We start from the raw sequence: 24,165 nt of genomic DNA, 5'->3' as shown, positions 1-24,165 counted from the left end.
TTCGATTTCCCCGCCTGTTTCCTCTCTCCGACCTCCCGCGTATGAGGGCATCAGCCGCTGCCCTTGCGATTGCGCTGGCACTGGTGCCGGGCCTGCCCGCCATGGCGCAGGTGCCCGGTTCCGAAGACCTGCGCGCCCTCATCTACTACCTTGACCATAACGACCAGCGCTCTGTTCAGGCCGAGATGCGCCGCCTGCGCGCCCAGTTCCCGGGCTGGACCCCACCCGGCGATCTGCAGCAGTTGCGCAGTCAGGGGCAGGCCCCTGCGGCCAGTGCCGATGTTGCGGGCATCTGGGCGCGGATCGAGCGCGGTGACCATTCCGGCGCGCGCGCGCTGATCGACCAGAACCGCCAGCGCGTCCCGGGCTGGTCGCCGGATGCGGAAATGCTCAGGGTGCTGGAACTCAACGAAAGCCAGCAGGCCTTTGACGCGGCGGTTGCGCGCCGTGATCATGGCGCCGCAATCGCCGCCGCCCGCCGCAGCCCCGGGCTGATGCGCTGTGACCGGATCAACAACGCCTGGCAACTGGCTGAAATGTATCATGGCGCGGGCCAGACAGAGAACGCCGTGGCCACCTATCGCGGTGTGCTGGGCAGTTGCACCGGCCCCGCCGAAGTGGTGCCGACGCTGGAGAAGGCCAATGAAATCGCCTCGCTTGACCAGCTGAGCGCCCTGTTCCAGACCGCGCGCACCACGGCGCCGGGCAACTCAAGCGCCCTTGACGCGCTGGAGCTGCGCCTGCGCGCGGGCCGGGGGGCTTCGGCACCCGTCGTCGCTGCCGCTCCGCGCACCGGCACGCAACCCGCCGCCCCTGCAGCCCCCGCCATTCAGCCTGCCACTGCCGCGCCCTCGGGGGCTGCGGTGCCGGCCAGCGTGCCGCCTTCGGCTCAGGGCAATCTGGCGCTGCGCGGCGATCCGCGCATTGCCCGCGCCCGCGCCCTCAAGGAAGCGGGCGACTGGGCCAGCTGCCTTGCCCATTCCGCCAATCCGCGCTCATTGGAGCTGCTGTATGAGCGCGCCTGGTGCGCCTATAATCTGGACCGCGCGGGCGAGGCGCTTTCGGCCTTCGCCACCGTTGCCCGCGGGGGTTCCGGGCTGGGCGGTACCGTGGTGCGGGATGCGAATTTCGGCCTGACGCTGGCTTATCTGGCCCATACCATGACCGAAGAGGCCGCGCGCGTCGCTGCCGCAACCAACCTTGAACGCACCCAGCGGATAGAGGTTGAAACCATCATTCTGGACCAGCGCGGGGTGCGCGCCTATCACCTGCGCGAATATGAGCAGTCCATCGCGTATTTTGACGCGCTCGAAACTCTCAATGGGACACTGCGGCGCGATCTGGCGATGCTGCGCGCCTATGCGCATATGAACCTGCGCAACATCGATACCGCGCGCGACCAGTTCTCACGCCTGCATGCACAGCTCGCCACGCCCGAGACCCGCGAGGCACTTCAGGCGCTTGCCGGGATGGCGAGCGGTGAGTAGCGCGCCCGCGCCCCAGCCCCCCGGCCCGGGGGGCGCTGTGCCCGAGGTGGTTCTGCATCTCGGCGCCCATGCCACCGATGAGGGGCAGATCGCGCAATGGCTGGCGCGCAACACCGCCACGCTTGAAAATCAGGGGCTGGCGCTTCCCGCACCGCGCCGCTTTCTGGCGATGATCTCGCAGGCACTGGCTGCCCATGGCCCGGGCGGCCCGGCATCGGAGGCCCGCGAAAACGCGCTGCTGCGGGAACTGGGGCTGGGTGCGGCGGGCGAAGCAGGGCGGCGGCGTCTGGTGGTCAGCGCGCCGGGGTTGCTGGGGCCTGTCGGGCAGGTCATCGCGCCTGAGGGCTTTTATATCAAGGATGTCGCGCGCCGGGTCTATGGCCTGCGGGTGTTGTTTCCCCGGACGAGGCTGCATTTCATGCTGGCCGTCCGCGGGGCCGGGGGCTTTCTGCCCGCGCTTTTGGCGCCGATGCCCGAGGGCGCTGCCGATACCCTGCTGCCGCATCTGGACGAGGATGTGCTGCCCTGGTCGCTTCTGGTCTCCACCCTGCGCCAGCAGGCGCCCGCCGCCCGGCTGACCGTCTGGCGCCATGAGGATCTGCCACAGGTCTGGCCGCAGGTTCTGGCCTCGCTGGTCGGCGCAGGCCGTCAGGTGCCGATCGAAGGGATGGTCGATTTCGCCGCCATGGGGCTTTCGGCCGAGGGCAGATTGCGCGCGGAGCGCTACCTTGCCACCAATCCGCCCGGCGACGCGGCGGCGCTGCAAAAGGTCATGGCCCTGTTCAGCGGGCGTTTCGGCAACCAGCCGGACCGCGCCATCGACACGGCCCTTCCCGGCTGGGCGCTTCAGCAGATTGCCCGGCTTGAGCGCAGCTATGACACCGAATGGGCCGATATCGCCAGCCTTGAGGGCGTCCGTGCGCTAAGTTGACGGCGGGCTGAGGGCGCTTGGCATTTTCAGCACCGGCGGCTTCCGGCGTCAGGTGATGACATCCGGCGCATTGCGGCCCGTGCGGGCCTGAACACCGGCAAGGGCATCAACGGCGGCGATGACCGGGGCGAGGGCGTGTTGCGGGTCCTGCGCGGTGTCCTGTGCATCATAGCGCTCAAGATAGACGCGCAGTGTCGCCCCCTCGGTTCCCGTGCCGGACAGGCGCAGCACGGCGCGCGCCCCGCCCTCAAAATCAATCTCGATACCCTGCGCCGTGGCGGTGCTGCCATCGACGGGGTCGGTATAGGCAAAGTCGCGCGCCTCGGTGACTGCCAGCCCGGCGGCGGTGCGGCCCTTGAGGGCGGGCAGGGCGCTGCGCAGATCACGCATCAGTTGCGCGGCGATCCCGCTGTCCAGCGCCTCATAATCGTGGCGCGAGTAATAGTTGCGCCCGAAGCGCGCCCAGTGATCGGCCATCAGATCGGCCACCGGCATCTTGCGCTCGGCCAGAATGTTGAGCCACAGAAGCACTGCCCAGAGCCCGTCCTTCTCGCGCACATGGTCTGACCCGGTGCCCGCCGATTCCTCGCCGCACAGCGTGGCCATGCCCGCGTCCAGGAGGTTGCCGAAGAACTTCCAGCCGGTCGGCGTGGCAAAGGCGGGGATGTTCAGCGCCTCTGCCACCCGGTCAACCGCGCGGCTGGTCGGCATCGAGCGGGCAACGCCCTTCAGCCCGGTGCGGTAGCCCGGCACCAGATGGGCATTTGCCGCCAGCACCGCCAGACTGTCCGAGGGCGTCACATAAACCCCGCGCCCCAGAATCATGTTGCGGTCACCGTCGCCGTCCGAGGCGGCGGCGAAATCCGGTGCATCGGGTGCAAAGACCGCATCCACCAGCGCTTTCGCCCAGACCGGGTTGGGGTCAGGATGACCACCGCCGAAATCCGGCAGCGGAACGGCATTGAGAACAGAGCCGGGTGCCGCGCCCAGCCTGCGCTCCAGAATTTCCACGGCATAGGGGCCGGTCACGGCGTGCATCGCGTCAAAACGCAGTTCAAATCCGGTCTGAAGAAGCGCGCGTATCGCATTGAAATCGAAAAGGGTTTCCATAAGGTCGGCGTAGTCAGAGACCGGGTCAACCACCTCGACGATCATCGCGCCCAGTTGCTGCTCGCCCAGTCGGTCCAGCGGCAGGTCGGGCGCATCAAGCGACAGCACTTCCTCCACCCGGGTGCTGGCCTCATAAATCTGTTGTGTCACGCTTTCCGGGGCCGGGCCGCCGTTTGGGGTGTTGAATTTGATGCCGAAATCCTCATCCGGCCCGCCGGGGTTGTGGCTGGCAGACAGGATGACCCCACCGTCCGTGCCGCGTTTGCGGATCAGATGCGAGGCTGCGGGCGTGGACAGAAGCCCGCCTTGCCCCACGATCACCCGCGCCGCGCCTGAGGCCGCCGCCATGCGCAGGATGATCTGCACGGCATGTTCGTTGAAATAGCGCCCGTCGCCGCCCAGCACCAGAACCTTGCCCGCAACGCCGCCGATACCGTTCCAGATGCTCTGGACGAAGTTTTCCAGATAGCCCGGCTCAATGAAGACCCGGGTTTTCTTGCGCAGGCCCGAGGTTCCGGGTTTCTGCCCGGCGATCGGGCGGGTGGGGGTCCGAAGCGTTTCCATCGTCTTTCCTGTCGGTTACGGCCCGTTGCTGTGACGCCCGGCTGGGAAGGTGTCTGTGCGGGGTCTGGCCTGATTCGTCCTTGATACCCGTGGTCTGTAACAGGCTCCGGGCGGGGATAAGGCCGGAAAGCGGCAAAGGCAGGCAAAGGCTGCAGCACGGTGGAGCGCGCCGCAGCAGCAGGGTCAGCGGCTGGCTTCGGTCAGCCGGCGTTTCACATAATCCGAGACATGGGTGATCATTGGCTTCATATGCGTTTCTTCGTCGCGGAAGAAGTGATCGGCGCCTTCGATCTCGGTATGGGTGATGGTGATTCCCTTCTGCTCATGAAGCTTGTTCACCAGCCCCGTCACATCGCGTGGCGGGGCGATACGGTCGGCAGTGCCGTTGATGATCAGGCCCGAGGCCGGGCAGGGCGCGAGGAAGCTGAAATCATACATATTCGCGGGCGGCGCGACCGAGATGAAGCCGGTGATATCAGGGCGGCGCATCAGCAGTTGCATACCGATCCACGCACCAAAGCTGAAGCCCGCCACCCAGCAATGCCGCGCGTTCTGGTTCATCGCCTGAAGGTAATCCAGCGCCGAGGCCGCATCGGACAGCTCGCCGATGCCCTGATCATACTCGCCCTGACTGCGCCCGACGCCGCGGAAGTTGAACCGCAGCACCGAAAATCCGAGTGCATGGAACGCGTAATGCAGGTTATAGACAACCTTGTTGTTCATCGTCCCGCCAAACTGCGGATGCGGATGCAGGACGATGGCGATGGGTGCATCGCGGTTGGGTTGAGGGTGGTAGCGTCCTTCCAGACGGCCTTCGGGTCCAGGGAAAATCACTTCGGGCATCGGGCCACCTTTGCACAATCGGCATCTGGTCAGGCGTCCGGCTTCTTCGTTGACTCAAGAAGTCGGATAACCTAGAACGTTTCTAACTTACCGCGTCGATAACCGAGGCGGGACCGGCGCGCGCGGGATAGCAGTTAAGCAAGCCCCGGTCGCGCGTCAATGAATTTGGTGAAATCCATGCGCGCTTGTGCCGCGTCAGGCGGGAAAAGGCAATGAAGCTCTCGACAAAAGGCCGATATGCGATGGTGGCGATGGTCGATCTCGCCCTTATCCTGAAGGGCGAGGAGGGGCGCCACGTCTCTCTGGCAGAGATTGCGCGGCGTCAGGACGTGTCGCTGGCCTATCTGGAGCAGCTTTTCGTCAAGCTGCGCCGGGCCGGGCTGGTCGAATCGGTGCGCGGCCCGGGCGGTGGTTACCGGCTGGCGCGCCCGGCTGCGGACATCCGGGTGTCCGAAGTGCTGGAGGCGGTCGAAGAGACGGTTTCGGCGCTGGAAACCGGGGCGGGAGCCTCGGGCGCGATTTCCGGCAGTCAGGCGCAATCCATGACCAACCGCCTGTGGGAAAGCCTTTCGGCGCAGGTTTACGTCTTTCTGCACCAGACGACGCTGGCTGATATCGCGGGCAACGGGCTGAAGCCCTGCCCGGCGGTGCCCGGCCTGTTCAGGGTGGTGGGATGAGCGCAAGGCTGTATCTGGACTGGAACGCCTCAGCCCCGCTGCGCCCCGAGGCGCGCGCGGCGATGATTGCGGCCATGGATGTGACCGGCAACGCCAGTTCCATCCATGCTGAGGGGCGCGCGGTGCGCGGCCTGATCGAGCGGGCGCGCGCGCAGGTTGCCATGGCGCTGGGGGCTGACGGGGCGGATATTGTCTTTACCTCGGGCGCGACCGAGGCGGCGGCGCTGGCCTGTGCCGGGCGCGGGCTGCATTGCGGCGGCATCGAGCATGATGCGGTCGCAGCCTGGTGCGCGGCAGATCTGCCGGTCGATGCACAGGGCATCGTCATGGTGACGGACCCCGCGCAGACGGCGCTGCAACTGGCCAATTCGGAAACCGGCATTGTGCAGGATCTGCCGGAGGGGCTGGCGGTGTCAGACCTGACGCAGGGTTTTGGCAAGTTGCCGGTGGCCTTCAACTGGCTGGGCTGCGCCATGGGGCTGGTTTCCGCGCACAAGCTGGGCGGGCCCAAGGGCGTGGGCGCACTGGCGCTGCGGCAGGGGCTGGACCTGTCGGCGCAGATACGCGGCGGCGGGCAGGAACTGGGGCGGCGCGCGGGCACTGAGAACGTGCTGGGCATCATCGGCTTCGGCGCGGCGGCCGAGGCGGCTGCGCGTGATCTTGCCGATGGCGTCTGGGAACAGGTTGCAGACACCCGAAATTGTCTGGAACAGGCACTGGAAGCAGATTGCGCAGGGATTATCTCAGTCGGTAAGGGCCTCAGGCGCCTGCCCAACACGCTGTGCCTTGTTTCCCCCGGCTGGAAGGGCGAAACGCAGGTCATGTCGATGGACCTTGCGGGCTTTGCGGTTTCGGCCGGTTCGGCCTGTTCGTCCGGCAAGGTGGCGGTCAGCCGGGTGCTGGGGGCCATGGGGCTGGATGTGGTCGCGGCGGGTTCGGCGCTTCGGGTGTCGATCGGACCGCAGATCACGCGTGAGGACGCGTTGCGCTTTGCGCAGACCTATGCAGCGGCGTGGAAAAGGGCGCGCGCGCGCCTGAAATGAGATGAGATGCGCGGGCACCGCCCGCAGGACAATGAAAAAAACGGGATTTGATAATATGGCGGCTTTGGACAACACGATGGATATCCGCGAAGGCGTGGACCGCGAAACAGTTGAAACCGTGCAGTCCATGGCGGGCAAATACAAGCACGGCTGGGAAACCGATGTCGAGATGGAGTTCGCGCCCAAGGGCCTGAACGAAGACATCGTGCGCCTGATTTCGGAAAAGAACGGCGAGCCGGAATGGATGCTTGAGTGGCGCCTTGGCGCGTTCCGGCGCTGGCAGCAGATGGAATCGCCTGACTGGGCGATGCTGAACATCCCTGAGATTGATTATCAGGACCAGTATTACTATGCCCGCCCCAAAAGCATGGCCGAGAAGCCCAAATCGCTTGATGACGTGGACCCCAAGCTGCTGGCCACCTACAAGAAGCTGGGCATCCCGCTGAAAGAGCAGATGATTCTTGCAGGCGTCGAGGGCACGGAAAACCGCAAGGTTGCGGTGGATGCGGTGTTCGACTCGGTCAGCCTTGGCACCACCTTCAAGGATGAGCTGGCGAAGGCCGGGGTGATCTTCTGCTCGATCTCGGAAGCGATCCGCGAGCATCCGGAACTGGTGAAGAAATATCTCGGCTCGGTCGTGCCGGTCAGTGACAACTACTTTGCCACGCTCAATTCGGCGGTCTTCTCGGACGGCTCGTTCGTCTATGTGCCCGCCGGGGTGCGCTGCCCGATGGAGCTGAGCACCTATTTCCGCATCAACGCCGAAAACACCGGCCAGTTTGAACGCACGCTTATTATTGCCGAAAAAGGTGCTTACGTAAGTTACCTTGAGGGCTGCACGGCGCCCAAGCGCGACATTGCCCAGCTGCATGCGGCGGTCGTCGAAATCGTGGTGCTGGAAGATGCCGAGGTCAAATATTCGACCGTGCAGAACTGGTATCCCGGCGATGAGGACGGCAAGGGCGGCATCTACAACTTTGTCACCAAACGCGCCGATTGCCGCGAGGCCCGCGCCAAGGTGATGTGGACGCAGGTGGAGACCGGATCGGCGATCACCTGGAAATACCCGTCGTGCATTCTGCGCGGCGAGGAATCCTCGGGTGAGTTCTATTCGATCGCCATCACCAACAACTGGCAGCAGGCCGATACCGGCACCAAGATGATCCATCTGGGCAAGAACTCGCGCTCGCGCATCGTGTCCAAGGGGATCAGCGCCGGCCATGCCCAGAACACCTATCGCGGGCTGGTGTCGATGCATCCCAAGGCCACGAACAGCCGCAACTATACCCAGTGCGACAGTCTGCTGATCGGCGATCAGTGCGGCGCGCATACGGTGCCTTATATCGAGGTGCGCAACTCGTCGTCGCGCGTTGAGCATGAGGCGACGACCTCGAAGGTCGATGATGACCAGCTTTTCTACTGCCGCTCGCGTGGCATGGATGAGGAAGAGGCCGTGGCGCTGGTGGTGAACGGTTTCTGCCGCGAGGTGTTGCAGGCCCTGCCGATGGAATTTGCCATGGAAGCACAGGCGCTGGTCGCCATTTCGCTTGAAGGCAGCGTGGGTTGACGGGTGCGGCGGCGCGCGGTGGCGCGCCGTTCCGGCCGGTATGGTGAACGGGGGTCGCGATGAACTGGAAATGGCTGTTGAGCACCGCTGAGCCGCGCGCGCGCTATGTGCTTCTGGTGGCGGTCGGTGTGGTGGTGATGATGACGGTGACCTATTCGATCTGGGCGCCCGGCGGGCGGATCATGGCGGCCTTCGCGGCCGTTGCGGCTGTCGTCATCAGCCATGTCTCCGCCAAGCTGATCATGAAGCAGTAAGCCGCGATGTCAGATGAACCCAAAAATGGCCCGATGCCGCCGCTGAAGCTGTACTGGTGGCGCGCGCAGCCCAATTTCGGCGATGCGATCAACGCCCGGATTGTGGGGCAGGTGGCGGGCCGCGATGTGGAATGGGCGCGCATCGACAAGGCCGGTATTCTGGCCATCGGCAGCGTTCTGGGGTTTGAGGCCACGATCCGGCGTTTGCAGCTTCCGCCAGCGCAACAGCCGCTGATCTGGGGTTCGGGACTGCTGACCGATCCGGGCGACAGCTTTGCCGGGGTACGGGTGGGTGCGCGCTGTCTTGCGGTGCGTGGCCCGCTGACGGCGGAAAAGCTGCCCGGGTTTGACGGGGTTCAGGGGGATGCCGGGCTGCTCTGCCCGCAGATCCTGCCGTTTGAAGGGGTGCGTGCCGAGATGGCCTATGTGCCGCATCACGCGCAATGGAAGAACCCTGACAAGCTGGAGGCGCTTCAGGCCGAAGGCCTTCGCCTTATCGATGTGCGGCAGGCTGACCCCTGGGATGTCGTCGCGCAGATCGCTGGTTGTGAGATGGTGATTTCCGCCAGCCTGCACGGGCTGGTGGTGGCCGATGCCTATGGTATCCCCAATCTCTGGGCACCGGCGAGTGACTGGATGGCGCGCGAAGGTGCGTTCAAGTTCGCGGATTACTTCGCCTCGGTCGGGCGCAGGGGCGCGGGCCCCGTGCCGCTGGATGAGGCCCGCAGGCTGGCCGCGCGCGGCGCTGTGGGCTTTGACTGCGCCGCCGGGGTTGAGCGCGCGCAGAAAGATCTGACTTCGGTGCTGAAGGCGGCGATGGCCGCCAAAGCGCCGGCAATGGAAAGCTGAGCCGGTCCGACCGGGCTGGCAACGGAAGATGGATGAGGAATAAAATGCTGGAAATCAAAAACCTGCACGTCAAACTTGAAGAAGAGGACAAGGTGATCCTCAAGGGCGTTGACCTGACGGTCGAGGCGGGCAAGGTGCATGCGATCATGGGCCCCAACGGCTCGGGCAAGTCAACGCTGGCCTATGTGCTTTCCGGGCGCGAAGGCTATGCGGTGACCGAAGGTTCGGCCCTGCTTGAGGGCGCCGAACTGCTGGACATGGAGCCGGAAGAGCGCGCCGCGGCGGGGCTGTTTCTGGCGTTTCAATATCCGGTCGAAATTCCGGGTGTCGGCAACATGACCTTCCTGCGTACCGCCGTGAATGCGCAGCGCAAGGCGCGCGGCGAGGAAGAGATGTCTTCGACCGAGTTCCTCAAGCTGATCCGCGCCAAGGCCAAGGATCTGAAGATCGACGCCGAGATGCTCAAGCGCCCCGTCAACGTGGGCTTTTCGGGCGGCGAGAAAAAGCGCAACGAAATCCTGCAGATGGCGATGCTTGAGCCGCGCATGTGTGTGCTGGATGAGACGGACTCGGGCCTTGATGTGGATGCGATGAAGCTGGTGGCTGACGGCGTGAACGCGCTGCGCAAGGACGGGCGCGGGTTTCTGGTGATCACCCATTACCAGCGCCTGCTGGACCATATCAAACCCGATGTCGTGCACATCATGGCCGATGGCCGCATCATCAAGACCGGCGGACCGGAACTGGCGCTTGAGGTCGAGCATAACGGCTATGCCGATATTCTGGCCGAGGTGCAGGCATGAGCGCGCAGGCCAGAGCAGGGACGCGCGCGGCGCGGTTTCAGGCGAAACTGGCCGCCACCGAAACGCAGCTTTCGGGGCTGGCACTGCCCGCCAGCAGCGGCTGGCTGAAGCGCGCGCGCGAAGGGGCGCTTTCGCGGCTCAAGGCCATGGGCCTGCCCGAGAAGCGCGACGAATACTGGCGCTACACCGACCCGGCGCGGCTTGCCGGGGCCACGGTTGCACCCGCCAAGGTGTTTCAGGCCACCGATGAGAAAGCCATTTTTGACAATATCGACCGGCTGAAGCTGGTCTTTGTCGATGGTGTGTTTGACGCCGGTGCCTCGGACGAACTGGCGCTGGAAGGGATCGAGATTTCGCGTCTGGTGGATGCCGGGCAGCGCGATATCCACTGGGCGAAAGACCTTTACGGCGCGCTTGAGGCCGATGGGCAGCACCCCGTGGAGCGCCCGCTGGCGGTGCGCAACACGGCGCTGGCAAGCGATGGCGTGCTGATCCGGGTGACCGGCAAGCCCTCGAAACCCGTGTCGCTGGTCTATCGCCGTGCGTCCGAGCAGGCCGAGGCCGTGCTGCACCATGTGATCCGGCTGGAACCGGGCGCCGAGCTGACGCTGCTGGAAAACGGCCCCGTCGCGGCGCGCTTCTCGGTCGATCTTGAGGCTTGTATCGCCGATGGTGCGACGCTGCACCATGTGCGCGCGCAGGGCCGCGACCATGAGCGCAGCGGCATCACCCATCTTTTTGCCCGGCTGGGCGAGAAGAGCGTGTTCAAGTCGTTCACCATGTCGGCCAATGGCGCCGTGCTGCGCAACGAGGCGGTGATCTGGCTCAATGGCAAGGGCGGTTCGGCCCATGTCGCCGGTGCGGCGATGGGCGACGGCGCTTTCCATCATGATGACACGGTCTTCATCACCCATGCCGCCCCCGATTGCGAAAGCCGTCAGGTGTTCAAGAAGGTGCTGCATAACGGTGCGGTGGGCGTGTTTCAGGGCAAGATTCTGGTGAAACAGATCGCGCAGCTGACCGATGGCTACCAGATCAGCCAGGCGCTTCTGCTTGATGAGAACAGCCAGTTTCTGGCCAAGCCCGAGCTGGAAATCTATGCCGATGATGTGAAATGCTCGCACGGCTCCACCTCGGGTGAGATTGATCCGGACCAACTGTTCTATCTGCGCGCGCGCGGTGTTTCCGAGAACGAGGCGCAGGGCCTTCTGGTGCTGGCTTTCCTGGCCCAGGCGGTGGAAGAGATCGAAAGCGACGTGCTGGCCGATGAGATCCGCAACCGGCTTCAGGGCTGGGTCAACCGGCACCGGCGCTGAGGCGCTGACAGGAGGCTGAAATGGCCGTCAGTGCCGACATCCTGCGCAGCTACCGCGCCCCGCGCGCGGTGCTGCGCGACCGCCTCGCCCGCGGCCCGCATGCGGGCCGCGAGGGGCGAGCGCTGGTCTATCTGATGATCGCCTGCGGTCTGATCTTTGTGGCGCAGTGGCCCCGTCTGGCGCGGCAGGCGCATCTGACCGACGAAGTGCCGTTCGAGGCGCTGATGGCGGGAGCGTTGTTTGGCTGGATGTTTCTGGCGCCTCTGTTTTTCTATGCCGTCGGGGCGCTTCTGGGTCTGGCTTTGCGCATTGTGCGGCGTGGTACGGACCCTTTCGCCGCGCGGCTGGCGCTGTTCTGGGCTTTGCTGGCGGTCAGCCCGCTGGTTCTGGCTCAGGGCGCGCTTGCCGCATTGGTGGGGCCGGGAATTCTGGTGCTGATAACGGGTTTGGCGGTGGTCGCGGCGTTTCTGGCGATCCTTGTCGCCGGGCTGCGCGCGGCGCTTGCTGCCGGTGATGCACAGGCGTAAGGGAGCGACATGATCAAGCCTGACCTCAAGACTTTGGTGCGCCTCTCGGTAACCGAGCCCGAAAAGGGCGCGGCGGCCATTCTTGCCCTCAACCCGCCGCTGCCCGCGCGCTGGATGCTGATGGGCTTTGCCGTCACGCTGGGTGTGGTGCTGGCCTACCTGCTGCCGGTGCTTTCCGGGCGCGGCGGCGATCTGCCCATGCCTTTCGTGGCGGCAGGCGTTCAGGGCGGCATGAACATTGCCGCCGTCGTGCTGGCCACCACCGTGGGGCGGATGTTCGGCGGTCGCGGCCGGTTCGAGGATGCGCTGCTGCTGGTCGGCTGGCTGCAGCTTCTGATGTCCGGGGTGCAACTGATCCAGCTTGTCGCCATGCTGGTGATGCCGCCTCTGGCCGGGCTGATCATGGTGGCAGCGGTCGCGCTGTTCTTCTGGCTTCTCAGCGGCTTTGTCAGCACGCTGCACGGCTTCAAGTCACGCTTCATGGTGCTGCTGGGCACGCTGGGCACGCTTTTCGCGGCCGCCTTCGTGCTGTCATTCGTCCTGCTCCTTCTGGGGTTTGAGCTGCCGGAGCTGGGCGATGTTTGATGTCGATAAGGTGCGCGCTGACTTTCCCATCCTGTCGCGCCAAGTGAATGGCAAGCCGCTGGTCTATCTGGACAACGGTGCCTCGGCGCAAAAGCCGCAGGTGGTGATTGATGCCGTGGCCCGCGCCTACAGCCACGAATATGCCAATGTTCACCGGGGCCTGCACTATCTGTCCAACCTTGCCACCGACAAATACGAGGCCGTGCGCGGGACCGTGCAGCGCTTCCTGAATGCCGGGCATGAGGATGAGATCCTGTTCACCTCGGGCACGACCGAGGGGGTCAACCTTGTCTCCTATGGCTGGGCCGCGCCCCGGCTGCAGGCGGGCGATGAGATTGTGCTCTCGGTGATGGAGCATCACGCCAATATCGTGCCATGGCATTTTCTGCGTGAGCGGCAGGGTGTGAAGCTGGTCTGGGTCGATACCGCGCCTGACGGCTCGCTGGACCCGCAGGCGGTGCTGGAGGCGATCACCCCCCGCACAAAGCTGGTGGCGCTGACCCATATGTCGAATGTGCTGGGCACGGTGGTGGACATCCGCACCATTGCCGAGGGGGCGCGGGCGCGCGGCGTGCCGGTGCTGGCCGATGGCAGCCAGGCGGTGGTGCATATGCCGGTGGATGTGCAGGCGCTGGGGGTGGATTTCTACCCGATCACCGGGCACAAGCTTTACGGCCCCTCCGGCTCTGGCGCGATCTATATCCGGCGTGAGCGGCAGGCCGAGATGCGGCCCTTCATCGGCGGTGGCGACATGATCCGCGAGGTGACGCGCGACAGCGTTACCTATAACGACCCGCCCCACAAATTCGAAGCAGGCACGCCGGGCATCGTGCAGCAGATCGGCATGGGCGTGGCGCTGGAATATCTGATGGCGCTGGGGATGGAGAACATCGCCGCCCATGAGAAGCGTCTTGGCACCTATGCCCGCGCGCGGCTGAAGGGGCTGAACTGGCTGCAAATTCAGGGCGATGCACCGGGGAAGGGGGCGATATTCTCGTTCACCATGACATCGGGCGCGCATGCGCATGACATCTCCACCGTGCTGGACAAGAAGGGCATCGCCGTGCGCGCAGGCCAGCATTGCGCCGCGCCGCTGATGGAGCATCTGGGCGTCAATGCCTCGTGCCGGGCCTCTTTCGCGATGTATAACACCGAGGCCGAGGTTGACGCACTGGTCGACGCGCTGGAGTTCTGTCACGAACTCTTTGCCTGATTTCCGGCATTTTCGCCGTTGCGGCATGGCGCCCGCAAGGGTATAGACGAAGCGCGCACCAATGCCTTGGCGTGGTGCGCAGGAAATGATGGTCGCATAGCTCAGCTGGATAGAGTACTACCCTCCGAAGGTAGGGGTCGCAGGTTCGAATCCTGCTGCGACCACCATCATTTCAAAGGCTTAAGCGGTTTTTTCGTCAGGTCGCGTCGGTTGCGGGCCCCGTTGGTGCCTGCCCGGCGAACCAGCCCCCGGATGCGCAAAGCGCGCGCGCTTGGTCCGGCCCGTTTGCCTTCTCTCCTCAACATCATTCCCCGGCGCTGCGGTGGCACAGGTGCTTTGCGGCGCGCCCCTTTTCAGCGGCGTGCCTCCGCCATCCCGGCGCCAATCTGCTGGATCGATGAACGCATTTGCGGTATCGGGTAGCCTGAGCGGTATTTTGTGAAGTGACAGACCCTCAGAAATGGGGCCGTCTAATGATACGGAGTAGGGTGAAGGTGGTGCAAAACGGCTACCCGGTGGCGCGCAACATGCCGCTTTTCAATCAGACAAAGCGGATATCCGAAACTGGCCTTGACGCCCCAAGATATTCAGAACTCAGGGTTGGTGCCAAATGAGCAATGCATCGGTGATCGCGGCTTCCCGTTTGTATTGGCAGCTGGGCCGGTGGGAAGATCTGGCAGCGATTGAGGTACCCATTTCAACCGCTGACGCAATGTCTGATGAGGATGTGGAACTCGCGCTTTATAAGTCTCATGCCCTGTTCCAGATCGGCGAAATCGACGAGGGAAGCGCCTTGGTACGCTCACTGGCGGCGGTGGGTATCAGCAGATCTCTGATACTGGAAAGCCTGTGGAGCGGCGCGCAAAGCACGCTGGCCCGGATCGCCATGCTGTCAGGAAACGGGAAGGCCGCAAGGTCTGCCATTGCGGCGGCAGCGGAACGGAGTGGCGGGTGCGGCGACGGTGAGGCAATCGCTGAAATGCGGGCGCGCAATGAATGGTCCCGGGTTAAAACCCCTTCTGGCGAAGAGTTTGAACATAGCGCGGCGCAGCGGAAGCTCTTCATTGATTGTGGCGGCTTTGATGGCTGTTCCGCGCTCAAGTTCCTGCTCTCATTTCCTGAGTTTGACGTGGTTACCTTTGAACCTAACCCTGCGATGTGGCGATACTTCACGGACATTCCGACGCAGTTAATCAAGAAGGCCGCATATACTTATGATGGCAGCGTCAGTTTCCGGATTGATGCCATTGACGGAACCGGAAGCTCGCTTGTTGAAAGCAAGAAGGTAGACAACCGGGGAATAATGACAAATGAAGAGAGCCCCCTAATCCTTGCGCCGTGCATTGATTTGTCTGCCTTCGTTGAACGGATGGCGACCCAATATGACAAGATCGTCTTGAAACTGGATGTCGAAGGCGCGGAATACGACATTCTGGAAAAGATGCTCGAAGACGAAACGCTCTCACTGGTAGATCAGCTCTATTGCGAATTTCATCATGAGAAAATGGATATCGAACTGTCGCGCCATCGCGACATACTGGCCCGCGCCCGGGCCGTTACCCACGTTGAACCATGGGATTCTCACTATTCTGTTTTCAAGCTTGCGCCAGCGGATACTGAAGAGCAGTTGCAGATCCGGAAGAGAATAATCAAAGATATCAAGCGGGTTCGCCGGAATACTTTGAAGCTTAGGTGGTGACTATGAGTTTTTCTGAAAACAAGGTAATCGCAGACAGACTTTTGTTGCGTGGAAACTACCCGGATTCCATTCGTGCCTATGTCGCTTCAATTCTTGAACAGCCGGAATACGCGGATCTCCTTGGTTTTAATCTGGCGCTCGCCCGGAGGCGCTGGCGGTCCGAGCGTTCGGGCAAAGCGCCAACTGTGGCCGTTTGCGGCTGGGAACTGTCGCATAACGCCGCCGGACGTGTAAGATCACTTGCTGATATCTGGCGGGAAATCACCTCTACCGAGATTATCGGTGCCAGCTTTGAGCATTGGTCAGACACGCTTTGGGCGCCGCTTGGAAATATGGATATTCCCTGCCATAGAATTCACGTTTCCGATGATCGTCAGTTTTTGCGAAACGCGCTTGAGCTGGTTCTGGCGCATCCCTATGACCTTGTCCATCTCTCCAAGCCACGTATGCCTAATATCTTGTTCGGGCTTCTCTACAAGATTATCTGGGATGCGAAGGTTATTGTCGATATCGATGATGAGGAACTGGGCGCTTTCAAGGAAGCAAGACCGCGATCACTGGAGGCGATGATTGAAGGGCAGGGCGGTACCCTGCGTTGGGACAAGCTCGCGCACGCGGAATGGACCGGCGTTGCGGTCGGATACACCAGTCATTTCGACGCGGTGACCGTTTCAAATGCTGCGTTGCAGGACCAGTATGGAGGCGTTGTCGTGCCACATGCGCGACCGGCCTCCTGGTTTAACGTGACGGATGAGCGGCGCAAACAAATCCGTGCCGCCCATGGCATCGAACCTGATAAAACCGTAGTGCTTTTCTTTGGCACACCACGCAGGCACAAGGGCCTTCTTGAAACAGCACAGGCGATCGCCGCGATGGGCAGAGAGGATTTATGCTTTCTGATCGTAGGTGATTTTCCCGACGAGAAACTGAAAACAGCGCTGGAAGAAGTCGGAGGCCTCGATATTCGTTTTCTTCCGGACCAGCCATACGAGCTGATTCCCGAAATCACCCAACTGGGCGATATTTGCGTCCTGCTGCAAAGCGAGACGTCTTTAATGGCTCGCTATCAGGTGCCCGCCAAACTGACGGACGCACTCGCTGCCGGAATTCTGGTGCTTCTGCAACCGACGCCTGCAACGATGGAATTTGTGGAGCGCGGCGTGGTAATTCCGACCAGCGCGGATCTGTTGACCCAAACGCTCAGGCGCGCGCTGGCGGATCCGATGGCGGCTGATTGTGTACGCGAAAACGGAAAAAAGCATTTTCGAACAAACCTTTCGGTTGAAGCCTGCGTACCGACACTGACCGCATTCCTGGAGAACCAGACACCACTGCCAAACCCGCGCTTGCTGCTGGAAAGCCCGAGACAGAAGCAACTGTTCGATGTGCTGGGCGGTTGGGGCGGGGTGCTGACTTCTGCCGGACAGGGGCGGCAGAACTCACAGACAGAGACGGAGTATACGCAGAAGGTGCCAGCGCAGATCGTCGTCTACTCAGTGTTGATTGGTGACTATGAGGATATTAAAGAGCCGGCGGTGCTTGATCCGGCGGTGCGATACATCCTGTTCACCGATAACCCAAAATTAAAAGCGGACCGCTGGGAAGTTATTCCAATAGACACACTTGGCCTGAGCCCGCGAAAAGCGTCCCGTCTGCCAAAGCTTCTGCCGCATCGCTACTTACCTGATCATGACGTCAGTGTTTATCTGGACGCCAGCCTTGAGATTGTCGAGCCGAATGTCCGAGAGATGGTTTCACAGTCACTTCTGGAAGCCGACATCGCTGCTTACCCGCATTTTCAACGCGATTGTATTTTCGCTGAGATTGATGAGTGCATTTCGAAAGACAAAGTCGATGCTATAGCCGCGCATTCCCTGATCGGGCGTTTGAAGGCAGAAGGATTCCCTGCCGAGCACGGACTCCTTGAAAACGCGTTTCTTATTCGGCGAGACACTCCAAAGATGCGCAGGTTGAATGACGCCTGGCATAAGGAGTTTCAGAAAGGTCCGGGACGTGACCAGTTTCATTTGATGTATCTCCTATGGAAACACCAGATCAAATGGCGCCGCCTCGATAACGCGGCACAATTCCGCAAGAGTCCTCATGTGCGGTTCAAGGCGCATACGGGTGCGCCCGATCCTGCTCTTAATGTCGACGGTATGAAGGCGCGGATCAATTGGGTCATCGGGGGGCCATCCAGTAAAGGATGGGCTTATGAAAACAATGCCCGCAGACTTATGTCGCGAATGCCGGAGTTTGACCATGTTGTTAATGATCCTGAGCCAAGTGATTGTGCCGTCTATTTCGACACTTTGATTCATCAGGAGTACCCAAAACCGGCGCAGCATTCTATTTTACGTCTCGGCGGTCCAAATCCGGTCAGGCGGCGCTTCGGTAACGATCCCGAGGCAATCGCGGAGGGGCTCTCGGTCTTTGATGCGATCATTCCTTTGAGTCAGGAACTCACGGAGATGGCAGAGCTTTCGTCCGCCACGCTCTTTCCGATACCGAACGGTCTGAATCTGAAACGCTTCCGACCGGGTAGCAGCAATTCCGAACACCGTGATTTTACCGTGGGTTTTGCCGGGAATTGCGTGTCGCGAATGGAAAGAGAGTTCAAAGGACTTGATCTGTTGGAGGTTGCCTCAAAACGAGCGGGGGTTATATTAAAAACGCTTCAAAAAGGGGAAAATCAGATCCCGCATGAGCGTATGGTCGAAGATTTCTATTCTCAGATTGACTGCCTGGTCCATCCGGTTGGGACCGGGAAAGAGGGCTGTTCAAACGTGGTTATGGAAGCCCTGTCCTGCGGTGTTCCGGTAATTACCACGCGCGAATGTGGATTTCATGGCGCAATGCTCACCGATGGCGCCAACGTGCTTTTTTGCGAGCGATCAACAGAGAACATCGCGGCGCAGATCATTCGATTGAAGAGTAATCCGGGTTTCGCCCGACGCCTCGGACTCTCCGGGGCGAAATTCGCTCGCGTTCATCATGATATTGATACTGTCGCGCATAAATTCCGACGTGCAGTTGTTGAAACTCTGAACGATGGCGCGGATTTCAAACGCGTGCGTCCTCGACTTCGAATCGCTATGATATCTACCACTTTCTGGCCTAAGTTCGCTGGAATGGAGATGATGGTTCATAACCTTGCGACTGCTCTACAGAGAATGGGAAACGACGCTGTCTTATTCACAAGGTCGGTGGTGGGAGATTATGTCGAGATCGAGCACGAATACGATCTGATCCGCGTTCCCATGGAGCAGACGGAACTGCGTCAAATGTTTGCAAAGAAACACCGTGAAGCTCCTTTTGATGCAATCTATGTTCAGGGAGCATATGCCGCAGCTACGCTTGCTCACGAGCTGAAAGAAGAGTTTGGTCTTCCGTTAATCTTGCGAACCCACGGCGAAGATATTCAGATTGAGGATGAGATAGGCTATGGTCTACGATTGAATCCCAAGAAGGCCGCTGTGATCCGTGAAAATATGCGGAAAGCGGACCTGAACGTTTCAATCAGTCGGCATGTCTTAAAACAAGCGCGCCCTCTTGCGCCGGCTTCCGATCACCGAGTAATTTCAAACGGTGTTGATGCCGATCACTTTGACCGACCGCGCAACAAGAAACTGCACGAACGGTTCAGTCTCCCACCCGAAACGGCTGTTCTACTCACCGTCGGCCGGAACATTGCGGCGAAATCCTTTCCTCTCGCGATAGAGGCACTTGCTAAAGTTCGTCGGTTGCATCCGGACGCTGTTTTGGTTCATGTGGGGAAGGAAGGAAATGGCGATGATTTAACTGAGGTTGCTGCAAAGCACGGTGTGTCAGATGCGTTTTTCCAATATGGGGAAGCGAATTATTTCGATATGCCCGACATTTATGCTTCTGCAGATATTTTCGTCTTTCCCTCCCGGCTTGAAACCTTCGGAAATGTCACGGTCGAGGCTATGGCGGCAGGTTTGCCCTGTGTGGAATTTGATTACGGGGCAAATGCAGACAAGATCGTTCGAGGGAAAACGGGTTTCATTCTTCCATATGGCGATGTGGAGGGAATGGCGCAGGCTATCACATCCCTATTGGGGAGCGCTGAGAAGCGCATGGAGTTTTCGGCAGAAGGGAAACGTCACGTTCGGCGGCGTTTCGATTGGAGAGCGATAGCAAGACAGTATCACAGCTGCTTCCTCGATTATAGTTTGCAGAAAGCCGCCCCGGCCCGCCAGATGCGACTCGCATTTGCGGCGGACAAGATGGTTCGCAACAAGGGCGGCGGGGGTGAGAAGTCTTTGACCTCTCTCGTCAATGCCATGGTGATGCGGGGCCACGAGGTGTTCCTGATTATCAAGGAACCTGGTGTTGAAAGCCATGAGAGTGCGTTTTATTCCCTTCATCCGGACGTTCGGCTTTGTAATATTTTGGGTTGGGAGAATGGAGAAACGGTCGCTTCTGAACAAAGACGTGACCTCCTTCTGAAGGATAAGATCAGGCAGATCGATCCTGATGTCGTCGTTGGTTTCTTCCTGCCTGAGTTCGGATTTATTGCGCGGGGCGTAGAGGGGCTCGATGTTCCGCTTGTCTTGTCTCATCGGAACGATCCGAAGGAAAAATTGCAGAACGTCGCCGAGCGCTATCCCAACCGGCTTGCGCATATAGAATTCGCCAACCGGCGCGCGCAGATGCTCACGGTTCAGATGCAAACGTATGTCGAGCTGTTGCCTGAGTTTGCCAGAAGTAAAGCGGTGGTCATTCCGAATTCCGTCCACCCGGTTCCGGATGCATTGAGAGCGAAGCCTGATGTGCCGGCCGTGCGGAATATTATTCTCAATGTGGCGCGTCTCGCTTCGGCAAAGAACCAGGAGCTTATGATCCGTTCATTTGCACGGATTGCTGAGGAGTTTACTGACTGGGATATCCATATTTATGGGGACGGCCCCCTGAGGGCTGATGTGGAGCGCTTGATTGACAGATATAATCTGGGTGAAAGAGTACTTCTCAAAGGGACGACACAGAATATTATGCCAGCCTACCGGAATGCCAAGATATTTGCTTTTCCTTCTCTTTATGAAGGATTTTCCCGGGCGCTTTCTGAGGCGATGATGCACGGGCTTCCCACTGTGGCGATTGAAGACTGTATTTGCTCACGCACCTTTATTCAAGAGAGTGGCGGCGGTATCGTTACGCCGGATGATGAAATACTTTATTCTGACGCACTTTCCGACCTGATCAGAGAACCGTCGCAGCGGCTGAAACTGGGCACGAAGGCGCGGCGCTATATCAGCCAGTTCACGCCGGCTCATGTTGATGCGGTTTGGGAAAGCCATATTCGGGAGGCCTGCAATTTGCGGCCGGTCCTGGAAGCACCGGGTGGAGGAAAGCGCGCATGAGGAAGGTTATTGCGGTAAATGCCAACAAAAGTTGGTATGAGGGTTATATACCGCTCTATATCCATTTTGCTTTGCGCGCCTGTCCTGATGCCGATGTTCTGGTTCATGTCATGGGGCCGGTTGACCCTATTATCCCGGCGACGCTCGATATACTCGGGGCCGACCGCTCGCGGTACAAGATCATCGAGAATTACAAGCTTGGGTACGGGCAGGCGGTGATTGGTGCGAAACTGGCGCGTTGGACGATGGATCACGACCTGATCCGAAGTTATGATCTGGCGTATATCGGGGATATTGACATGTTTCTTGCCGATGAAGGCGAGAATGATCTGTTTCGTCAGCATCTGAACCATACTCAAAAGCTGGGCGTGCCGATTTCTAACAAGGTGCGTGAAAATCAAGAACGGCTGACCGGCCTGCATTTCTTCGTTTGCGAGCCGTATTTTGATGCGCTAGGGGAGCGGATTTCCGAACTTGACGCCGAGATCATGGGTTTTGAGGGGAATGAGGCTGCGATGAGCAAGTACTATCCCAAGAGCGACGAGAAGGTGCTGTACCGGATGGTCAATGATGTGCGGCCGGAATGGATCGAGAGAATAAAGACCTCAAACTTCAGGCCCTATCACGGAGCGCATATGGGGAATTTCCGTAATACAGACAGCAAGGCCTATCGGTATCTGAGCGACTGTGTGGCAGCAAACCGGTTGTCGAGGAGCCAGACCTTGTATCAGACGGATATCTATATCCAGATGCGGAACATGGACCTGTTCGACCGTTGTCGTGATCTGCTTGCCGCGTATCCCAAGGTTGGGGAGGCATGCAGGCAATTTTTTGAATTTGTGGAGCGGCGCAAGAATATGCCTGCATTTGAGGGAGATTTGGAGAAATGATTTGTTAGATGTCGTTTGTCCAGCTGCCTTTTTTGGAAGAAGATTAATTTACGGTTCGATGTTTATCTTCGAAGATTCTTTCGGGGGTATTGAATTGTTGTTAACGCACAGCACTGAATCCGTTCGTGCAATCGTTTCTCGAAGTTCCTGGAGCGTGCAAGAATATTCTCCACGATTCCATCTCTGTATGCGTCATAATGTACCAATCCGATTCTAACTGGAATTGACTCGAGACCCATGATCTGAGCAATGCTCAAGCGATGCCCGCCTCCCCAGCAGGTAATCAACCGACCATCGCCGCCGATATGCACCCATATATCATCAGTGTTAGAAGGATCGTTGTTTAAATCGGCCTGAAGTGCAAGGGTACTGTACTGGCGTGCATACGCCACAACAGCGTCAAGGCCATCAATGCGCTTGTGGACATCCTCTTCTGAGTACATTCTGTCTACGCCGGGTCGGCGTTGCAATAGATCAAGGAAGTACTCGAGTGCTCCAGATTCCCTAAAGCTGTGTCCCTCGCTTACGGACCGTCTAATGTAGCTTGCGCGGGTATTCGTCTGTTTTGAAGCGTCTCTTTCTTCAGTCATCAAGAAGAAGTTACCCTTTACCAAGGTGAGTCGCTGTTCTTTCTTGAACTTGATAGCTTTCAGGGTCGCCCGCTTATTCTTGAACTTGTAGAATGGCGTCGGTGGTACGTAAACGACCCCTTCAGGAGAAACGAGTGTGCAAATATCTTGGTTGTCGCGCACAATGAAATCCGGGTAGTCCATTTTTCCTCCATTCGGATCTGGAGGCCCGGGATGCAACTGTGCGCTCAGGCCCTGAAGGCTTTTCTGCCTTTGGACCATGCTTCACATAAGCGCCATATTTTTTAAGCGATCGAGGCCTCAATTAGTTGCGTGACTACCAACGTACCGGAGCGGTCTCGCAAGAAACTGGATTGTCACAAAACTGTTACTAACGGGCCTGCCAAAAAATGCATACTTAAAACAGCCTATTGGTGCGGCGTAGCGTTAGGATCGTGACAAGATTGTTACAGTTGCGGCGCACATAATTACACTTGGCTCCTCCGGAGCCACGTGCGGGTTTGACCAAGCACGGCCATCAACGCGCGATTCTACAACCGCAAATCACTCTCATCCTTGGAAAACGCCGCCTTCATATCGAACAGCACCCCGTCGGCGCGCATCAGGCCGCGCCAGCGGGCTGCGCCTCCGTCGAGCATGTCACGGTGGGGTACGGTCAGCACGACGGCGCTGTAATCGCCGCTTTCCGGGATGCTGGTGCGGATTGTCAGCCCGTATTCCTCGGCCACTTCATCAGGAATTGCCCAGGTGTCGCAGATCTCCACCGCCATGCCATATTCGGAAAGGGCCTTCATCAGGTCCACCACCTTGGTATTGCGGGTATCCGGGCAGTTTTCCTTGAAGGTAAAACCGGCCAGCAGGACTTTCGCCCCCTTGATCGGCAGATCGCGCTGGATCATCGCCTTGACCAGCCGTGCGGCGACATTGCGGGGCATGCCGTCATTGATCTCACGCGACTGGCGGATAATGTCGGGGATGTAGCCGACGGTCATGGCCTTGTGGACCAGATAATAGGGATCGACGCCGATACAATGCCCGCCGACCAGCCCCGGGGTGAGGCGGATGAAGTTCCATTTGGTGGCGGCGGCCTCGATCACCTCATTGGTGTCGATACCGAGATGCGAGAAGATGATCGACAGCTCGTTGATCAGGGCGATATTCACATCGCGCTGGGTATTCTCGATGATCTTGGCGGCCTCGGCGACGCGGATGGAGCTGGCGCGGAAGGTGCCTGCGGTAATGATGCTGGCATAAAGCTGATTGACGAAATCCGCCGCCTCAGCCGTTGAGCCCGAGGTGACCTTGACGATCTTGGTCAGGGTGCGCTCCTTGTCGCCGGGGCTGACGCGTTCTGGGCTGTAACCGGCAAAGAAATCGCGATTGAACACGAGGCCAGATGCCTCTTCGACAACGGGCAGGCAGTCTTCCTCGGTTGCGCCGGGGTAGACGGTTGATTCGTAGATGACGATCCCGCCTTTCGCAATTGCCCGGCCGACAAGGCGTGAGGCAGAGATAAGCGGCGCAAGGTTGGGCTTGCGGGAGTTGTCAATGGGCGTGGGCACGGCGACGATGAAGACATTGCAGTTCTGAAGGCTTTGTTCATCGCTGCTGAAGACAAGGTTTTCAGAATGCGCAAGCTCGGCAGGATCAACCTCGCCGGTTTTATCCTGCCGGGCGTTCAGCTCTTTGACACGCTCCGCTTTCACGTCGAAGCCGATTGTCGGATACTGCCTGCCGAGGGCGACGGCAAGCGGCAGGCCGACATAGCCAAGGCCAATGACAGCGATGCGGATGTCTTCTTTACGGAGCTGAAAAATCATGCTCACTCCTCGA

The 24,165-nt window shown here is 60.1% G+C and carries 19 protein-coding genes and 1 tRNA gene; 16 read left to right on the top strand and 4 right to left on the bottom strand.

Annotated elements, in window-relative coordinates:
- Positions 1 to 41: 41 nt before the first annotated feature.
- Together V7Q53_RS10930 and V7Q53_RS10925 are read left to right on the top strand one after the other, a co-directional pair.
- Complete coding sequence (locus V7Q53_RS10930) at positions 42 to 1,487, top strand: hypothetical protein (protein ID WP_333828579.1); 1,446 nt, start codon at positions 42 to 44, stop codon at positions 1,485 to 1,487.
- 37 nt (positions 1,488 to 1,524) lie between these two features.
- Positions 1,525 to 2,418 (top strand): hypothetical protein, encoded by an 894-nt coding sequence (locus tag V7Q53_RS10925; RefSeq protein WP_333828578.1) that lies wholly within the window; start codon positions 1,525 to 1,527, stop codon positions 2,416 to 2,418.
- Between the two features lie 48 nt (positions 2,419 to 2,466).
- On the opposite strand, the gene V7Q53_RS10920 is transcribed toward V7Q53_RS10925, so the two are convergent.
- A complete protein-coding gene (locus tag V7Q53_RS10920) occupies positions 2,467 to 4,092 on the bottom strand; it encodes an alpha-D-glucose phosphate-specific phosphoglucomutase (RefSeq protein WP_333828577.1) in 1,626 nt (541 codons plus the stop codon).
- 183 nt (positions 4,093 to 4,275) lie between these two features.
- Positions 4,276 to 4,935: an alpha/beta hydrolase gene (locus tag V7Q53_RS10915; RefSeq protein ID WP_333828576.1), complete on the bottom strand. Its 660-nt coding sequence runs from the start codon at positions 4,933 to 4,935 to the stop codon at positions 4,276 to 4,278.
- Positions 4,936 to 5,147: 212 nt separating this feature from the next.
- Between V7Q53_RS10915 and V7Q53_RS10910 the strand changes: the two genes are divergently transcribed.
- The 14 genes from V7Q53_RS10910 to V7Q53_RS10845 all read left to right on the top strand — a co-directional run bounded on the left by V7Q53_RS10910 (position 5,148) and on the right by V7Q53_RS10845 (position 21,742).
- Complete coding sequence (locus V7Q53_RS10910; RefSeq protein ID WP_333828575.1) at positions 5,148 to 5,612, top strand: Rrf2 family transcriptional regulator; 465 nt, start codon at positions 5,148 to 5,150, stop codon at positions 5,610 to 5,612.
- Positions 5,609 to 6,655, top strand: coding sequence for a cysteine desulfurase family protein (locus tag V7Q53_RS10905; RefSeq protein ID WP_333828574.1), 1,047 nt, complete (start codon positions 5,609 to 5,611; stop codon positions 6,653 to 6,655). Before V7Q53_RS10910 ends, V7Q53_RS10905 begins: the two co-directional genes overlap by 4 nt.
- A 55-nt stretch (positions 6,656 to 6,710) precedes the next feature.
- The gene (gene sufB, locus V7Q53_RS10900; RefSeq protein WP_333828573.1) at positions 6,711 to 8,222 is read left to right on the top strand and encodes a Fe-S cluster assembly protein SufB; all 1,512 of its coding nucleotides are present in this window, start codon (positions 6,711 to 6,713) and stop codon (positions 8,220 to 8,222) included.
- Positions 8,223 to 8,281: 59 nt separating this feature from the next.
- Positions 8,282 to 8,476 carry a hypothetical protein gene (locus tag V7Q53_RS10895; protein WP_333828572.1) on the top strand — a complete coding sequence of 65 codons (195 nt, stop codon included), beginning with the start codon at positions 8,282 to 8,284 and terminating at the stop codon, positions 8,474 to 8,476.
- Between the two features lie 6 nt (positions 8,477 to 8,482).
- Positions 8,483 to 9,325, top strand: coding sequence for a polysaccharide pyruvyl transferase family protein (locus V7Q53_RS10890; RefSeq protein ID WP_333828571.1), 843 nt, complete (start codon positions 8,483 to 8,485; stop codon positions 9,323 to 9,325).
- A 44-nt stretch (positions 9,326 to 9,369) separates the two neighbouring features.
- Positions 9,370 to 10,128, top strand: a complete 759-nt coding sequence (gene sufC / locus V7Q53_RS10885; RefSeq protein WP_333828570.1) for a Fe-S cluster assembly ATPase SufC — start codon at positions 9,370 to 9,372, stop codon at positions 10,126 to 10,128.
- A complete protein-coding gene (locus tag V7Q53_RS10880) occupies positions 10,125 to 11,444 on the top strand; it encodes a SufB/SufD family protein (RefSeq protein WP_333828569.1) in 1,320 nt (439 codons plus the stop codon). The genes sufC and V7Q53_RS10880 overlap by 4 nt, the downstream gene beginning before the upstream one ends.
- A 20-nt stretch (positions 11,445 to 11,464) precedes the next feature.
- Positions 11,465 to 11,971 (top strand): YIP1 family protein, encoded by a 507-nt coding sequence (locus tag V7Q53_RS10875; RefSeq protein WP_333828568.1) that lies wholly within the window; start codon positions 11,465 to 11,467, stop codon positions 11,969 to 11,971.
- 9 nt (positions 11,972 to 11,980) lie between these two features.
- Complete coding sequence (locus V7Q53_RS10870; RefSeq protein WP_333828567.1) at positions 11,981 to 12,556, top strand: YIP1 family protein; 576 nt, start codon at positions 11,981 to 11,983, stop codon at positions 12,554 to 12,556.
- A complete protein-coding gene (locus V7Q53_RS10865; RefSeq protein WP_333828566.1) occupies positions 12,549 to 13,769 on the top strand; it encodes a cysteine desulfurase in 1,221 nt (406 codons plus the stop codon). Before V7Q53_RS10870 ends, V7Q53_RS10865 begins: the two co-directional genes overlap by 8 nt.
- A 90-nt stretch (positions 13,770 to 13,859) precedes the next feature.
- Positions 13,860 to 13,936 (top strand) — tRNA-Arg (locus tag V7Q53_RS10860).
- Between the two features lie 443 nt (positions 13,937 to 14,379).
- Positions 14,380 to 15,468, top strand: a complete 1,089-nt coding sequence (locus tag V7Q53_RS10855; RefSeq protein WP_333828565.1) for an FkbM family methyltransferase — start codon at positions 14,380 to 14,382, stop codon at positions 15,466 to 15,468.
- A gap of 2 nt (positions 15,469 to 15,470) precedes the next feature.
- A complete protein-coding gene (locus V7Q53_RS10850) occupies positions 15,471 to 20,852 on the top strand; it encodes a glycosyltransferase (protein WP_333828564.1) in 5,382 nt (1,793 codons plus the stop codon).
- On the top strand, positions 20,849 to 21,742 hold the full coding sequence (locus V7Q53_RS10845) for a hypothetical protein (protein ID WP_333828563.1): 894 nt from the start codon (positions 20,849 to 20,851) through the stop codon (positions 21,740 to 21,742). Before V7Q53_RS10850 ends, V7Q53_RS10845 begins: the two co-directional genes overlap by 4 nt.
- A 62-nt stretch (positions 21,743 to 21,804) precedes the next feature.
- On the opposite strand, the gene V7Q53_RS10840 is transcribed toward V7Q53_RS10845, so the two are convergent.
- Positions 21,805 to 22,515: a hypothetical protein gene (locus V7Q53_RS10840; protein WP_333828562.1), complete on the bottom strand. Its 711-nt coding sequence runs from the start codon at positions 22,513 to 22,515 to the stop codon at positions 21,805 to 21,807.
- Between the two features lie 347 nt (positions 22,516 to 22,862).
- The gene (locus V7Q53_RS10835) at positions 22,863 to 24,152 is read right to left on the bottom strand and encodes a nucleotide sugar dehydrogenase (protein ID WP_333828561.1); all 1,290 of its coding nucleotides are present in this window, start codon (positions 24,150 to 24,152) and stop codon (positions 22,863 to 22,865) included.
- Between the last annotated feature and the right edge of the window lie 13 nt (positions 24,153 to 24,165).

The sequence above is a fragment of the Pararhodobacter sp. genome (genome assembly GCF_036802785.1).
Lineage (GTDB): Bacteria > Pseudomonadota > Alphaproteobacteria > Rhodobacterales > Rhodobacteraceae > Pararhodobacter.
The sequence above is the reverse complement of the archived record's forward strand: the minus strand, read 5'-3'. Positions and strand labels throughout refer to the sequence as shown.

Coding starts and splice junctions, on each gene's coding strand:
- V7Q53_RS10930 (WP_333828579.1), top strand. CDS start 42: ATGAGGGCATCAGCCGCTGCCCTTGCGATTGCGCTGGCACTGGTGCCG.
- V7Q53_RS10920 (WP_333828577.1), bottom strand. CDS start 4,092: ATGGAAACGCTTCGGACCCCCACCCGCCCGATCGCCGGGCAGAAACCC.
- V7Q53_RS10915 (WP_333828576.1), bottom strand. CDS start 4,935: ATGCCCGAAGTGATTTTCCCTGGACCCGAAGGCCGTCTGGAAGGACGC.
- V7Q53_RS10910 (WP_333828575.1), top strand. CDS start 5,148: ATGAAGCTCTCGACAAAAGGCCGATATGCGATGGTGGCGATGGTCGAT.
- V7Q53_RS10905 (WP_333828574.1), top strand. CDS start 5,609: ATGAGCGCAAGGCTGTATCTGGACTGGAACGCCTCAGCCCCGCTGCGC.
- sufB (WP_333828573.1), top strand. CDS start 6,711: ATGGCGGCTTTGGACAACACGATGGATATCCGCGAAGGCGTGGACCGC.
- V7Q53_RS10895 (WP_333828572.1), top strand. CDS start 8,282: ATGAACTGGAAATGGCTGTTGAGCACCGCTGAGCCGCGCGCGCGCTAT.
- V7Q53_RS10890 (WP_333828571.1), top strand. CDS start 8,483: ATGTCAGATGAACCCAAAAATGGCCCGATGCCGCCGCTGAAGCTGTAC.
- sufC (WP_333828570.1), top strand. CDS start 9,370: ATGCTGGAAATCAAAAACCTGCACGTCAAACTTGAAGAAGAGGACAAG.
- V7Q53_RS10880 (WP_333828569.1), top strand. CDS start 10,125: ATGAGCGCGCAGGCCAGAGCAGGGACGCGCGCGGCGCGGTTTCAGGCG.
- V7Q53_RS10875 (WP_333828568.1), top strand. CDS start 11,465: ATGGCCGTCAGTGCCGACATCCTGCGCAGCTACCGCGCCCCGCGCGCG.
- V7Q53_RS10870 (WP_333828567.1), top strand. CDS start 11,981: ATGATCAAGCCTGACCTCAAGACTTTGGTGCGCCTCTCGGTAACCGAG.
- V7Q53_RS10865 (WP_333828566.1), top strand. CDS start 12,549: ATGTTTGATGTCGATAAGGTGCGCGCTGACTTTCCCATCCTGTCGCGC.
- V7Q53_RS10855 (WP_333828565.1), top strand. CDS start 14,380: ATGAGCAATGCATCGGTGATCGCGGCTTCCCGTTTGTATTGGCAGCTG.
- V7Q53_RS10850 (WP_333828564.1), top strand. CDS start 15,471: ATGAGTTTTTCTGAAAACAAGGTAATCGCAGACAGACTTTTGTTGCGT.
- V7Q53_RS10845 (WP_333828563.1), top strand. CDS start 20,849: ATGAGGAAGGTTATTGCGGTAAATGCCAACAAAAGTTGGTATGAGGGT.
- V7Q53_RS10840 (WP_333828562.1), bottom strand. CDS start 22,515: ATGGACTACCCGGATTTCATTGTGCGCGACAACCAAGATATTTGCACA.
- V7Q53_RS10835 (WP_333828561.1), bottom strand. CDS start 24,152: ATGATTTTTCAGCTCCGTAAAGAAGACATCCGCATCGCTGTCATTGGC.